We start from the raw sequence: 13,531 nt of genomic DNA on the forward strand, positions 1-13,531 counted from the left end.
AAAAGGACTGCCGGTTTTTTTATGTCTGTCGATTTTTGACGGATGCATTAGCAACTCTATAGTGGAGCCCATTGTCCAGGCAAATAATGCCTTAATTTAAGATAGAGGCCTGTTCACACTCCAGCTGAATGGCGCTGTCCCAATTTTTTGATACGGGAACTGATATTTCTGCCGCCCCGTATTTATCCACGATCATTGCACCGCCACCCCTAGCTGTTTGGTAAACCACACTGGGTGTTTCATAGCCCAATGATTGATGACGCCGCTCTTCATTATAAAACATGAAGTAGTCGGTCAATCCCATCAGCAAGCTCTGTACACTGTCATGCTGCTTCAAATAGACTTCTTCATATTTCACCGTTCTCCAGAGCCGCTCGACAAAAATATTGTCCAGTGCGCGACCACGCCCATCCATGCTGATCGTGATGCCGCTGTTGAGCAGCACGCCAGTAAAAGCATCGCTGGTGAATTGCGATCCCTGGTCACTATTGAAGATCTCAGGCATCCCGTAGGCCTTGATGGCTTCTTCCAAACAGTCGACACAGAATCCCGCATCCATGGTGTTCGACAACCGTCAGGAAAGTATTTTGCGGCTATACCAGTCGATGATTGCCACCAAATAAACGAAGCCGCGCGGTAGCCGGATATAAGTAATATCAGTGCTCCATACTTGATTGGGGCGAATGATGTCGATGCCCCTTAACAGATAGGGATAAATCTTATGTTGCGGATGCGGCTTACCGGTATTGGGGCCAGGGGTCATCCCAGCCAGGCCTAGCGTTTGCATCAAGCGCTGAACTCGTTTGCGATTAACCCTGTGCCCAAGTCCGCATAAGTATTTCGTCATACGCCGTGAGCCATAAAAGGGGTGCCGCGTATACTCTTCATCGAGCAACTGCAACAACAGGCATTCATCTTCATCAACGGCTTTCAGTAAACGCTTTTTATGGGCATAGACGACCGAGCGCGTAACCTGGAGCAGCTTGCATTGCAGGGATAGCGCCAGTGTATTATCCGGTGCTATCCACGATTGCCACTCATCTATAGGCTGAGTCCAGACTTTTTTTTAAGCCAGTCCAATTCCATGTTCAATTGCCCGATTTTGGCATACAGCCGATCCGGATCGCTCTGTGCATCGGTAGGCTTCGGTCCCCGCTTACCATCAAACAGGCTGCCTGCCTGCATTGTCCATCAATTCCTTTTTCCATTGACTAACCTGAGTCGGATGGACGTTGTTATCCTGGGCAATCTCATTGATGGCCTTTATGCCTCGAACCGCTTCCAAGGCGATCTTGGCTTTTTGCGCCCCTGTATAAATCTTCCGTTTGCTTTCGCTCATTTCCTGCTTCTCATTTATCGACAGAGCATAGCTTAAACTATTGTCCGGTTTTCGGGGTCCACTATAGTCTGCAGCAGGGAGTTGTGGTGTTGGCTTAATGATGCCTTCGTTCACGATGGCCATTGCCGCGATGTCTATCGCCATCGCCATCGCGATAGTGACCGCCATGACCGTGACCTCCGTCATAAAAATGATGTGGATATACGCAAGCGCTGACTAACAGTATCAACCCGCAGAGCATAATTCTTCTTGTTATTAATGCCATTACCGTATCCCTTATGTAAATAATGATAAGAAAGAATAACCGGTGATTGCTGAATAACGCATGAATCAACTTTATTAGCCATGATATGCCACAGGCACACAGCTGAGCCACGACGCTGTTCTTTGGATTGGGAAAGTCGAGGCGGCATAAGCATGGATGATTGTATTATATAGCTAAGGATGGCTTTGATTGTCCTTGGGTCGCCAGTGAGTTAAGCAGTTCGGGAGATAGCATTTAAAGGCTTGCGCTTTAAGTTGATCGGGTGACTTGCGGATTATGCTGGAGTTATTAGCGCTAATATTCTAATTTTTTGCGTAATTTACGAATAATCATCCCAGAATCCTCATTAACGGTTTTCTGTGGCTTGGAATTAATCAATCTTCCTTGCTGGTTTAAACCTCGGCTTTTAGGTCGAAAGGAGCGCCCCGCAACAAGCGAAGCGATGTTGCTTTATCGGGCGCGGATTGGGCAGGGGATGCATGCCCCTTCCCAATCTTTGGCTTCATCCCAAAGGGATGTTTTAACCAATAACTTGCTGTAAGGCAGGGAGGTGAGGGGAAAATGTCGGTTAAGGATATGATGGGGCCGATTAAGGATGTCGATTATTGAGGTGAAAGGCGCAAGGAGAGAAAAATATCCATTATTATTCACCAACGGTGGTTTACACTGTTTCTTGACATAGGCTAGTGCCAGTTGGTACTACACACTGCAACAGGTGAGCAAGAATGCGCAAAACAATAATCAATCAGGCCGGTGAAAACACCCCATCTTCCGATCTGGATTTTCTGGATCTGGAGCATTTAGCCCAAGTAGAGTTTACCTCGGAGTGTCTGGAACATCCTGTCGAGTCGGCCTTAGTATTGACGGCGGATTCTGTGTCAGGATGGCAGGCGGCAATTGCCGGTGAACAAATAATTCGTGTTGTTTTTGATCAACCCCGGACTATCGAGCATATTGTTCTTATGTTTGAGGAGCGACAGCAGTCGCGCACTCAAGAATTTGTGCTGCTTTGGCTGATGGATAATGAGGACGCTTACCACGAGATTTTGCGTCAGCAATATCACTTTAGTCCGCCAAATACCACCTGCGAAATTGAGCATTATGAGGTCAGGCTTAATCAATTAAAGGCACTGGAATTAAGAATAATTCCTGAGATCAATGGGGGTGATGCTTGTGCCACACTTAAACAGTTGCGTCTTGCGTAAATGCCGCTTCTAATGGCTATGGCTGTTCATATTTGTGTGATAACTAAAAAATAATAAAAAATTGTGTTTGGTTTAACCAAGCCAACCAAAGAGGAGAGGAAGCTATGATGTTTACAGCATCTGAATCAGTTCTTATTGCATTATTGATGGGCTTAGTCGGGAGTTTATTCGTGATTCGAGAGTTGCGACGTGTTCTTGCCTATGACCGGGGTAATGAAACCATGCAAGCCATTGCCAAGGCTATTCAAGAAGGATCTACGGCTTTTTTGTCGCGAGAATATCGAGTCATTGCGATTTTTGTTGCGATTGTCGCTACGGTTATTGCTTCGTTTTTACATTGGCAGACTGCGCTTTGTTTTGTGGTCGGTGCGATTGCATCGGCAAGTGCGGGCTACTTGGGGATGTATGTGGCAGTTCGCGCCAACGTCCGAACCGCAGCGGCGGCCAGTCGAAGCCTGCATGAAGGCTTGCGCGTTGCCTTTGGCAGCGGCTCGATTATGGGCATGGCGGTGGTCAGTTTTAGTTTGATCGGCATGACGGTTCTGTTTTTGATATTTAACGGCAATCCGAATCAATTGATCTATATTACCGGTTTTGGTTTCGGCGCCAGCAGTATTGCGCTGTTTGCCAGGGTCGGCGGCGGCATTTATACCAAAGCCGCCGATGTGGGTGCAGATTTGGTCGGTAAGGTCGAGCAAGGCATTCCGGAAGACGATCCGCGCAATCCCGCCGTCATTGCCGATAATGTGGGCGATAATGTCGGTGACGTTGCCGGCATGGGGGCCGACTTGTTTGAAAGTTATACGGGTTCAATTATTGCTGCGGCTACTCTAGGTGCGGCGTTGGGTGCAAAATCTCCGGCTTTTATCGGACTGCCTTTTCTGGTTGCCGCAGTAGGCATAATTGCCAGTTTGTTCGGTATTTATATGGTGACCGGCAGGAAGTTAACATCCGCAAAAAATACAAAGGACGCCAAAGCCCCCAGTTTGGATGAGTTGTTGAAAGTGTTGCGTCGTTCAGTTTGGGGGGCTTCAATGCTTATTTTGGCGCTTTCTTTACTTGTTATATATTACTCGGGTGTCAATTATAATTATGGGTTGGTTATCCTGGTCGGTTTGGTGGCAGGTAACGCCATTGCTTATGTGACTGAATATTACACAGCCTACTCGGAAAAACCCACGCAAGGCATTGCTTATACTACACAAACAGGCGCTGCAACCACCATTATTCAAGGCTTGGCGGTAGGCATGATGAGTACCGTATTTCCGGTATTGATAGTCGCGACGGCTATCTTGTTGAGTATATGGCTGGGGCATAAGGCCGACGGCACGATGGCCGCCGGTCTTTACGCAGTTGCTTTGGCGGGTGTGGGCATGCTTAGCACCTTGGGTGTTACCTTGGCGACCGATGCTTACGGCCCGGTTGCCGATAATGCGGGCGGCATTGCTGAAATGAGTCACCTGCCCAGTGAAGTGCGGCTCCGTACTGATGCGCTGGATAGCTTAGGCAACACCACTGCCGCTACCGGTAAAGGTTTTGCGATCGGCTCGGCAGTGTTAACGGCGCTGGCTCTATTAGCCGCTTATGTGACCGCCGCAAAAATCGACAATTTGAATATTCTGGGGCCTACTGTGCTGCCGGGACTCCTGATTGGCGCGATGATGCCTTATCTGTTTTCCGCGCTGACCATGCTGGCTGTCGGTAAAGCGGCTCACGAGATTGTTGTTGAAGTGCGTCGTCAGTTTCGTGAAATTCCGGGCTTGATGGACGGCACAGGAAAGCCTGATTACGCGGCCTGTGTCGGTATCAGCACCGAAAGCGCTTTGCGTGAAATGATCTTGCCTGGCGCATTGGCGGTCATTGTGCCAATAGTTGTAGGGCATGTTTTGGGTAAAGAGGCCCTCGCGGGTATGCTCGTCGGCACGATGTCGTCCGGATTTTTGCTGGCGGTGATGATGGCGAATGCGGGTGGTGCCTGGGACAATGCGAAAAAATGGATTGAAACAGGGCAATACGGCGGCAAGGGTTCCGCTTCTCACAAAGCTGCGGTGGTGGGCGATACGGTAGGCGATCCGTTTAAAGACACCAGCGGCCCGTCTTTAAATATCTTAATCAAGCTGATGACTATAGTCAGTCTTGTTTTTGCGACTTCATTCGGTTCGGGGTGGCTTAATTTTTAAAGAAGCACGCGAAATTTTGTAATTATCCCGCAAACGCAGGTTTTTATTTTTGCTTTTCTTCATGCTCTTCGCGTCTTTGTGGTAAAAGTATTTTTTTAATTGAATAGGCTTAAGCGATGTGTATGACCGCTAAGTTTTAAAGCCTAACTTACGGGGTTGATATGTTTAAACAGCTGATTGTTTTGTTGATGATGATGGTTTTGTCCGGTTGCGGTTATAACACGCTACAGTCTGGTGATGAGGGTATTAAAGCTGCATGGGCGGAGGTGCTAAACCAGTATCAGCGCCGCGCCGATCTGGTGCCTAATCTGGTGAATGTGGTGAAAGGCTACGCGGCTCACGAAAAGGATGTGCTGGTCGAAGTGACTGAGGCTCGCGCCAAAGTCGGGGCGTTGCAGGCCACACCCGAATTGGTTAATGATGAGCAGGCGTTCCAAAAGTTTATCGCCGCTCAGGGGCAAATGACCAGTGCGATTTCACGGCTGTTGGCGGTGGCGGAAAGCTATCCGCAACTGAAAGCCGATGGTCTGTTTCGTGATTTACAGGCTCAATTGGAAGGCACCGAAAATCGTATCACCGTCGCACGCAATCGTTATATTGCTGCGGTCAAGGAATACAACATTACCGTGCGTTCTTTCCCTTCCAACTTGACTGCGATGATGTTCGGTTACCGGACCAAGCCAAGCTTTACGGTAGAAAATGAACAAGCCATTGCGGTTCCGCCCAAAGTGGATTTTGGTGCTCCTGCAACGGTGAATAGTCATTAATATGTCGTCTTTGATGTTTCCCCGAGTTCGCTACGGACTCGGATTTTTCTTGTTGTCATTTTGCATAACGGCTTGGGCCGTGGTTGGCGTTCCCAAGCTGGCACAGCGGGTCACCGATCTCACCTCTACACTCAGCGCCGAACAGGTTAATGCGTTGGAGGCTAAGCTGACTGCGTTTGAAGCGAAAAAAGGCAGCCAGATTGCGGTGTTAATCGTCCCGACCACGCAACCTAAAGATATAGCCGAGTTTGGTATAGAGGTTGCGGATTTATGGCAAACCGGCCGTAAAGGTGTCGATGACGGCGTTATCCTGATCGTTGCCAAGGATGACCGCAAGCTGCGGTTGGAAGTTGGCTATGGTTTGGAAGGCATTATTCCCGATGCGGTTGCCAAGCGGGTAATTGCCGAAACTATTACGCCGTTTTTTAAGGCGGGTGATTATGCGGGCGGCATCGATGCTGGGGTTGTGCAATTAATTAAGCTGATCGAAGGCGAGAATTTGCCTGCGCCATCTGAAAATTCGACTGAAAAACTGGGTGAGGGGGCTTTCGTTTTCATTTTGATGGGTGGCTTAATCGCAGGTTTTATGCTGTCAGCCGTGGTGGGCCGAGTCATGGCCGGCATGCTGGCGGGATTGGGTGGTGGCATCGTGGCCGTATTGGTTTTAGGCTTAGCTTTTTCGGTAGCGATATTTGTCGGGATAATGATTTTTTTTATTATCAGTGTCCGTTTAACGGGTGGGCGCGGATTGTCTAACGGAGGCGGCTTTGGCGGGAGTGGTGGTGGAGGCTCATGGAGTGGCGGCGGCGGTGGCTTTGGCGGAGGAGGCGCATCAGGATCATGGTAAATATTAAGCGTTGGTTTCGGCATGCTCTTATGCCGCCATGGTGCTGGCGCGTGTCGTTTCCTAAGGTTGTGTTGGCCGAGATAGAGCACGCAGTACAGCAGTCCGAGCTTCAGCATCGTGGCGAGCTTCGTTTTGCCGTTGAAAATACGCTGGCATTGGCTAGGGTTTGGCGTGGCATATCGGCTCGGCAGCGCGCGATAGAGGTGTTCTCAAATTTACGGGTCTGGGATACCGAAGGGAACAGCGGTGTGTTGATTTATCTGTTGCTGGCGGATCGGGAAGTTCATATTATCGCAGACCGGGGGATTGCCAAGCGCGTGGCGCAAGCGGAGTGGGATGCGACAGCCGAGGCTATGCAGAAAGAATTCAAGCAGGGTGATTTTTTGCATGGCTCGATACGAGGCATCGAGCGTATTACGCTGTTGTTGGCAGCGCATTTTCCGCCCGGTACAAATAACCCTAATGAACTTGCCAATAAGCCTGTTATTGTTAAATAATGATAAAGATACTGCACACAGATTTGACGAATTTGTTGTTTCCATATAACATTGCTCGGTTATGTTAGCTCGATTACCTGAATATATAGATCCCTTGCACCTCGCTGATAAGCGTGGTGAATTGAAGGGGCAAATACCCGTAAGTAGCTTGGATCGTTTGGCAGATTTACTGTTTGACGAGACAGGAGCTGTAACTGTGGATCTTTTTTTTGGTCGGGAGGGAAGGTTGGCCAAAATTGAGGGGTACATGGAAGCAGTTCTGGAGCTTGAATGTCAAAATTGCCTACAGGCAGTGCCGTGGCCTGTCAAGCATACCATTAAGCTAGGTATTGTTACTTCAATAGATCAAGCAGATAGATTACCCGAGGATTACGAGCCACTGTTAGTTGTTGAGGGTAAAATGCCTTTAAAAAACATTGTCGAAGACGAATTATTGCTTATTTTGCCTGCATTCCCTAGGCACTCGCACAATTGTCTCGCTCATAAGTCTGGTAATAAAGAGGCGGATTTTGCACTTAATGAGCAGCAGCCGCCCACCAAAAATCCTTTTTCCATCTTAGCCAAATTTAAAAACACTGGAGATTTATAATGGCCGTACAAAAAAGTAAAGTATCGCGTTCAAGACGTGGTCAACGTCGTTCACACGATGCGTTAACAGGTAGAACCTTATCTCAGGATCCAATCACGGGTGAAACTCATATTCGCCATCACATGACTCCAGACGGTTTCTTTAAAGGTCGTCAAATTGTAAGCAATGGCAGCGAAGATTAATCAATCTTCTGTTCTTGTAGCATAATGATATGCCGAAGCTGATCAGATCAGCTTCGGCTTCTTTGTAATAACTCAGGAGTTATCCGTAAGCGTGAGCCTAACAATTTCGATTGATGCAATGGGCGGGGATCACGGTCCTGAAGTTACCATACCGGCATCATTGGATTGTTTAAAGAACAATCCAGACTTAAAACTAATTTTAGTGGGTGACGAAACTGTTCTCAAGCAACAGTTGGCGCAGGCATTAATTAATTATCAAGATAGGCTTACCATTCAGCACGCATCCCAATGCGTTGAAATGGATGAGTCTCCGTCCAAAGCGCTAAAAAATAAAAAAGACTCGTCTATGCGGGTTGCCATCAACCTAGTTCATGACGGTCGTGCAGATGCCTGCGTTAGTGCCGGAAATACCGGGGCTTTAATGGCGACTGCCCGATTTGTACTTAAAATGATCCCCGGTATCAGTCGTCCAGCTATTATTTCGACGTTGCCGTCAATTAGCGGGCATACCCATGTGCTTGATTTGGGAGCAAATGTGGATTGTACGGCAGAACACCTTTTTCAATTTGCGGTGATGGGTGCGGAACTGGTTAAAGCGGTTGAAAATATTGATAATCCCAGGGTGGGCTTGTTAAATATTGGTGAAGAAGATATGAAAGGTAATGAGCAGGTTAAAGCGGCTGCAAAATTACTGGAAAATTCGTCGTTAAACTATATAGGTTATGTGGAAGGTAATTCTTTAAATGCAGGCCATGTTCAGGTTGATTTGATTGTTACCGATGGTTTTGTTGGTAATGTTGCGCTCAAGGCTATTGAAGGTGCGGCAAAAATGATAGGTACTGCGTTAAAAGAGGCTTTTGGCAAAAATATTTTTACCAAATTGGCAGGATTGCTGGTCTATCCGGTGCTTAAATCCTTTAAAAAGCGTATCGATCCGCGCTTGTATAATGGTGCAAGCTTTTTAGGCTTACGCGGGTTAGTCATTAAAAGTCATGGCGGCGCTGATGTGCTGGCGTTTAAAACAGCTATTCATCTTGCTGAGATTGAAGTCAAAAAAGACGTTATCAAAAAAATAAGCGAACAAGTCGAAAAAACCTTGGCCCTGAGAGAGAATGCATGACGCGATATTCAAAAGTAATCGGTACCGGTGGTTATTTACCGGAAGAAGTTCGCACCAATGAACAAATATCACAAACTGTTGATACTTCCGATAGCTGGATTTTTGAGCGTACCGGCATTAAAAGTCGTCGCATTGCAGGCGCTGACGAAACAGCCTCAAGCATGGCTGAAATCGCGGCAAGACAGGCTATAGCAGCTGCCGCATGTGATCCCGAAGACATCGACTTGATCATCGTTGCGACCGGGACGCCTGATCGTGTTTACCCCAGTACCGGCTGTTTATTGCAGCGGCGTTTGGGTATTAAAAACTGCGTTGCCTTTGATGTGCAGGCCGCATGTTCAGGTTCGATTTTTGCGTTGAGTATTGCCGATCAATATATAAAATCAGGTGCTGCCAAGATGGTTCTTGTCGTGGGCTCTGAAATCTGTTCGCGCGTTGTTGACTGGACGGACCGGGGAACTTGTATTTTATTTGGTGATGGTGCGGGCGCGGTATTGCTGAGTGCATCGGATAATGCCGGTGTTTTGTCGACGCATATTCATTCTGATGGCGAATATGAAGACCTATTGTATTGTCCAAACCCTCAGGCGGCTACCGAGGCGAATAAAGATGAAGCAGGTTACATCAACATGCGCGGCAACGAAGTGTTCAAGGTGGCTGTCAACACGCTGGGGCGCATAGTCGATGAAACGCTGGCTGCAAATAACATGCAGCAATCCGATATTGACTGGTTGGTTCCTCATCAGGCGAACACGAGGATTATAGCGGCGACAGCAAAAAAATTAAAAATGTCCATGGATCATGTTATTTTGACTCTTGAGACTCAGGGGAATACTTCATCTGCTTCCGTGCTGCTCGCCCTCAATGAAGGTGTTCGGGATGGTCGGATTCAACGCGGACAAGTCGTGTTGCTTGAAGCGTTTGGCGCAGGATTCACTTGGGGTTCTGCATTAATTAAATACTAAAAGCGTATTAAAATGAATAACCAAACTTATAATTTAGCTTTTGTTTTTCCAGGACAAGGGTCGCAATCGGTCGGCATGTTAACGGATTTGGCCGCCAGTTATCCTGAGGTAAAACATACTTTCGAACGGGCATCCGATGCGCTGGGCAAAGATTTATGGTCTATTGTTGCCCAAGGCCCTGAGGAAGAACTTAATCAAACCCATAATACCCAGCCTGCCATGCTGGCTGCCGGTGTGGCCGTTTGGGAAGCCTGGTGTAAACACAGTAGTGTTCGTCCCGCATGGATGGCTGGGCATAGTCTAGGAGAATATACCGCCTTGGTTTGTTCGGAGGCTCTGTCATTTGAAGATGGCATAAGGCTGGTTGCTGCAAGAGGGCGTTTGATGCAGGAAGCCGTGCCTCCCGGTGTCGGCGCGATGGCGGCAATTTTGGGCCTTGAAGATCATCAAGTTGTTAAGGTTTGCATCGATACAGCTGAGGATGAAATCGTTTCTGCGGTTAACTTTAATTCGCCGGGGCAGGTGGTTATTGCAGGCAATGTTGCCGCCGTAGAAAGAGCCATGTTGGCGGCAAAAGCGACGGGGGCCAAAAAAGTCGTACTGTTGTCGGTCAGCGTGCCTTCGCATTGTGCATTAATGGAGTCGGCAGCTAAAAAGCTGGATCAACAACTGCAGAATACGGTTATTGATACGCCAAAAATGACGCTGATTCATAACGTAGATGTCGCGTCGCACAGCGCCCCTGAAGTCATCCGTAACGCATTAAAAGAACAACTCTATAAGCCGGTGCGTTGGGCTGACAGTATCAAGTTTATGCATGATCAGGGTGTTACCTGTTTTGTTGAATGTGGTCCCGGCAAGGCATTAATCGGATTGAATAAACGTATCGCCAAGGATGCCGAGCATAGATCCATGTATGATTCGGGATCATTCAATATACTATTGGAGCAACTCAATGGCTAAAAAAATAGCTTTAGTGACGGGCGCCAGTCGCGGTATCGGTCGAGCAATCGCAGCCAGATTGGCTCAGGATGGTTTTTTTGTTATTGGTACTGCCACTACCGATAACGGCGCCGATTCAATTTCTGTCTATCTGGGTGAGCAGGGCAGGGGCTTGAAGCTTGATGTCGCTAATCCGGAATCTATCGCAGAAGTTATGAAAATGGTTAATGACGGGTTTGGGGCGCCTGCGGTATTAGTTAATAATGCCGGCATCACTCGTGATAATTTGTTGATGCGTATGAAAGATGAAGAGTGGGATGATATTATCAACACTAACCTGACTTCGGTTTTTCGTATGAGCAAAGCAGTACTGCGAGGCATGATGAAAGCCAAAACAGGCCGTATTATCAATATTTCATCGGTTGTCGGTGCAACCGGTAATGCAGGGCAGGCAAATTATGCCGCCGCAAAGGCCGGTATGGTTGGGTTTGCCAAATCCATGGCCAAAGAAGTGGGGTCGCGCAATATTACTATCAATACGGTGTCGCCTGGATTTATTGATACCGATATGACTAAGGAGCTGGGTGATGATATTAAGAATGCCCTACTGTCATCTATTCCTCTGTCTCGTTTGGGTAAGGCAGAAGAGATCGCCCATACAGTTTCATTCCTGGCTTCTGATGGTGCAGCGTATATCACCGGTGAAAATATTCATGTCAATGGTGGCATGTTCATGCCGTAAGAGGTGTCGCCTATAGGTCATAACAGTACGTTCATGCCTTATTATTGTGACATTATTGCAATATAAAGTATAATTCCCCCGCCGTCTGGAATTTCCGGAGACGGGATTTCAAATAAAATTAATAACAATACTATTGTAGGTTTCAGGCTAGACCCTGGTGAACTTACAGTGTTTGAGGATAATAACTATGAGTAACATTGAAGAACGAGTAAAAAAGATTGTTGCAGAACAATTGGGTGTTAAAGAAGATATTGCTACTGATGCTTCATTTGTAGATGATCTTGGTGCTGATTCTCTTGATACAGTTGAACTCGTCATGGCTCTTGAAGAAGAATTCGAATGCGAAATTCCAGACGATGAAGCTGAAAAAATCACAACTGTTCAGCAAGCTATCGATTACGTAGTAAAAAACGCTTCTTAAAAACTGATTTTTGTAGGTTGGGTTACGACCTCCCAAGGATGGGGGATCAAGCGACGCATGGAGCACAAACCGATGACTGCATGGATGCAGGAGGTAGAGCAATCAGGAGAAATTGCCGAGCGTAGCGTAACCCAAGGTAGTGCTTCGATTGCAGTGTTACGTTGCACTATCGACCTATCTAATCCTTTATTCCCGCCTTTATTTTTCTTACGGTAAATCACATTGAGCAAACGCCGAGTTGTCATAACTGGATTAGGCGCAATCACGCCTTTAGCTAATACGGTCTCAGAAACATGGGATGGGATTATTAATGGTAAAAGCGGTATAAGCCCAATTGATTCTTTCGACATTTCTTCTTTTGCCACCACCTTTGGCGGCGTCATAAGAAATTTTGACATCAGTCAGTATATTCCCGAAAAAGATGCCAAACGCATGGATGGATTTATCCATTATGGTATTGCCGCTGGCTGCCAGGCTATTGAAGATTCAGGTATTGAAGTCACCGAAGCGAATGCCGAGCGCATCGGCGTTGCTATCGGATCGGGTATCGGTGGTATTACCGGTATTGAAGAATGCTATGCGACCTATGATAAAAGCGGCCCGCGACGTATTTCGCCGTTCTTTGTCCCAGGCAACATTATCAACATGATTTCAGGCAACCTTTCAATCAAATACGGATTAAAAGGACCTAACTATGCCATTGTTACCGCCTGTTCTACCGGTACGCACAACATTGGCGATGCTGCACGATTGATTAAATATGGCGATGCCGATGTGATGATTGCAGGCGGCGCAGAGCGCTGCACAACATCACCGACAGCGATGGGCGGCTTTGCCTCGGCAAAAGCCTTGTCACGCCGCAATGACAATCCACAGGCCGCTAGTCGTCCTTGGGATAAAGATCGAGACGGCTTTGTATTAAGTGATGGTGCCGGCGTTGTAGTTCTCGAAGAATTGGAACATGCCAAAGCGCGTGGCGCAAAAATTTATGCTGAATTAGTGGGCTTTGGCATGAGCGGTGACGCTTACCATATGACCACGCCTTCAGTCGGTGGCGAAGGCGCAGCGCGCTGCATGAAAAATGCACTGCGTGATGCCGGTTTAAATGCGGATGCCGTCGATTACATCAATGCCCATGGTACATCAACGCCGGCCGGTGATATTGGCGAAACTCAGGCGATGAAAGCCGCATTGGGCGCTCACGCCTATAAAGTTGCGGTCAGCTCAACAAAGTCCATGATCGGTCATTTATTGGGTGCTGCGGGCGGTATTGAAGCGGTATTGACTGCCTTAAGCATCAAAAACCAAATTGCTCCGCCGACCATTAACCTGGAAAATCAAGATCCTGAATGCGATCTTGATTTTGTGCCGAATACCGCAAGAAATATGAAAATCGATGTAGCCATGTCCAATTCTTTCGGCTTTGGCGGCACTAACGGTTCGTTGATTTTTAAACGGTACGAGTAGTAG

14 protein-coding genes and 1 pseudogene are annotated in these 13,531 nt (G+C 47.5%); 14 read left to right on the forward strand and 1 reads right to left on the reverse strand.

Translation table 11 applies throughout. The features are described 5' to 3' along the window. Positions 1 to 91: 91 nt before the first annotated feature. Positions 92 to 1,339 (reverse strand): annotated as a pseudogene (locus tag ABXJ76_RS04965) (IS3 family transposase). 990 nt (positions 1,340 to 2,329) lie between these two features. Here ABXJ76_RS04965 and ABXJ76_RS04970 point away from each other — a divergent pair. The 14 genes from ABXJ76_RS04970 (at position 2,330) to fabF (ending at position 13,528) form a co-directional block, all read left to right on the forward strand. Next, complete coding sequence (locus ABXJ76_RS04970; RefSeq protein ID WP_432744688.1) at positions 2,330 to 2,809, forward strand: hypothetical protein; 480 nt, start codon at positions 2,330 to 2,332, stop codon at positions 2,807 to 2,809. Positions 2,810 to 2,913: 104 nt separating this feature from the next. Continuing rightward, the gene (locus tag ABXJ76_RS04975; RefSeq protein ID WP_432744690.1) at positions 2,914 to 4,989 is read left to right on the forward strand and encodes a sodium-translocating pyrophosphatase; all 2,076 of its coding nucleotides are present in this window, start codon (positions 2,914 to 2,916) and stop codon (positions 4,987 to 4,989) included. A 161-nt stretch (positions 4,990 to 5,150) separates the two neighbouring features. Beyond that, a complete protein-coding gene (locus ABXJ76_RS04980; protein ID WP_432744692.1) occupies positions 5,151 to 5,756 on the forward strand; it encodes a LemA family protein in 606 nt (201 codons plus the stop codon). 52 nt (positions 5,757 to 5,808) lie between these two features. Then, the gene (locus ABXJ76_RS04985) at positions 5,809 to 6,603 is read left to right on the forward strand and encodes a TPM domain-containing protein (RefSeq protein WP_432744693.1); all 795 of its coding nucleotides are present in this window, start codon (positions 5,809 to 5,811) and stop codon (positions 6,601 to 6,603) included. A 50-nt stretch (positions 6,604 to 6,653) separates the two neighbouring features. Next, entirely contained in the window at positions 6,654 to 7,100 is a 447-nt protein-coding gene (locus tag ABXJ76_RS04990; protein WP_432744695.1) for a TPM domain-containing protein, read from the forward strand. A 61-nt stretch (positions 7,101 to 7,161) separates the two neighbouring features. Then, positions 7,162 to 7,689 carry a YceD family protein gene (locus ABXJ76_RS04995; protein ID WP_432744697.1) on the forward strand — a complete coding sequence of 176 codons (528 nt, stop codon included), beginning with the start codon at positions 7,162 to 7,164 and terminating at the stop codon, positions 7,687 to 7,689. Next, entirely contained in the window at positions 7,689 to 7,871 is a 183-nt protein-coding gene (gene rpmF / locus ABXJ76_RS05000) for a 50S ribosomal protein L32 (RefSeq protein ID WP_432744699.1), read from the forward strand. The genes ABXJ76_RS04995 and rpmF overlap by 1 nt, the downstream gene beginning before the upstream one ends. 118 nt (positions 7,872 to 7,989) lie before the next feature. Further along, the gene (plsX, locus tag ABXJ76_RS05005) at positions 7,990 to 8,991 is read left to right on the forward strand and encodes a phosphate acyltransferase PlsX (RefSeq protein WP_432746445.1); all 1,002 of its coding nucleotides are present in this window, start codon (positions 7,990 to 7,992) and stop codon (positions 8,989 to 8,991) included. Next, on the forward strand, positions 8,988 to 9,956 hold the full coding sequence (locus tag ABXJ76_RS05010) for a beta-ketoacyl-ACP synthase III (protein WP_432744701.1): 969 nt from the start codon (positions 8,988 to 8,990) through the stop codon (positions 9,954 to 9,956). The genes plsX and ABXJ76_RS05010 overlap by 4 nt, the downstream gene beginning before the upstream one ends. Positions 9,957 to 9,968: 12 nt before the next feature. Further along, positions 9,969 to 10,919, forward strand: coding sequence for an ACP S-malonyltransferase (gene fabD, locus ABXJ76_RS05015; protein WP_432744704.1), 951 nt, complete (start codon positions 9,969 to 9,971; stop codon positions 10,917 to 10,919). Next, positions 10,912 to 11,640 carry a 3-oxoacyl-ACP reductase FabG gene (fabG, locus tag ABXJ76_RS05020; protein WP_432744706.1) on the forward strand — a complete coding sequence of 243 codons (729 nt, stop codon included), beginning with the start codon at positions 10,912 to 10,914 and terminating at the stop codon, positions 11,638 to 11,640. Before fabD ends, fabG begins: the two co-directional genes overlap by 8 nt. A gap of 187 nt (positions 11,641 to 11,827) precedes the next feature. After that, positions 11,828 to 12,061: an acyl carrier protein gene (gene acpP / locus ABXJ76_RS05025; protein WP_340121722.1), complete on the forward strand. Its 234-nt coding sequence runs from the start codon at positions 11,828 to 11,830 to the stop codon at positions 12,059 to 12,061. 72 nt (positions 12,062 to 12,133) lie between these two features. After that, positions 12,134 to 12,277: a hypothetical protein gene (locus ABXJ76_RS05030; protein WP_432744708.1), complete on the forward strand. Its 144-nt coding sequence runs from the start codon at positions 12,134 to 12,136 to the stop codon at positions 12,275 to 12,277. A 6-nt stretch (positions 12,278 to 12,283) separates the two neighbouring features. Continuing rightward, a complete protein-coding gene (gene fabF / locus ABXJ76_RS05035; protein WP_432744711.1) occupies positions 12,284 to 13,528 on the forward strand; it encodes a beta-ketoacyl-ACP synthase II in 1,245 nt (414 codons plus the stop codon). The last annotated feature ends 3 nt before the right edge of the window (positions 13,529 to 13,531 follow it).

The sequence above is a fragment of the Methylobacter arcticus genome, from assembly GCF_050917435.1.
GTDB classification, from domain to species: domain Bacteria; phylum Pseudomonadota; class Gammaproteobacteria; order Methylococcales; family Methylomonadaceae; genus Methylobacter_A; species Methylobacter_A titanis.

Coding starts and splice junctions, on each gene's coding strand:
- ABXJ76_RS04970 (WP_432744688.1), top strand. CDS start 2,330: ATGCGCAAAACAATAATCAATCAGGCCGGTGAAAACACCCCATCTTCC.
- ABXJ76_RS04975 (WP_432744690.1), top strand. CDS start 2,914: ATGATGTTTACAGCATCTGAATCAGTTCTTATTGCATTATTGATGGGC.
- ABXJ76_RS04980 (WP_432744692.1), top strand. CDS start 5,151: ATGTTTAAACAGCTGATTGTTTTGTTGATGATGATGGTTTTGTCCGGT.
- ABXJ76_RS04995 (WP_432744697.1), top strand. CDS start 7,162: ATGTTAGCTCGATTACCTGAATATATAGATCCCTTGCACCTCGCTGAT.
- rpmF (WP_432744699.1), top strand. CDS start 7,689: ATGGCCGTACAAAAAAGTAAAGTATCGCGTTCAAGACGTGGTCAACGT.
- plsX (WP_432746445.1), top strand. CDS start 7,990: ATGGGCGGGGATCACGGTCCTGAAGTTACCATACCGGCATCATTGGAT.
- ABXJ76_RS05010 (WP_432744701.1), top strand. CDS start 8,988: ATGACGCGATATTCAAAAGTAATCGGTACCGGTGGTTATTTACCGGAA.
- fabD (WP_432744704.1), top strand. CDS start 9,969: ATGAATAACCAAACTTATAATTTAGCTTTTGTTTTTCCAGGACAAGGG.
- fabG (WP_432744706.1), top strand. CDS start 10,912: ATGGCTAAAAAAATAGCTTTAGTGACGGGCGCCAGTCGCGGTATCGGT.
- acpP (WP_340121722.1), top strand. CDS start 11,828: ATGAGTAACATTGAAGAACGAGTAAAAAAGATTGTTGCAGAACAATTG.
- ABXJ76_RS05030 (WP_432744708.1), top strand. CDS start 12,134: ATGACTGCATGGATGCAGGAGGTAGAGCAATCAGGAGAAATTGCCGAG.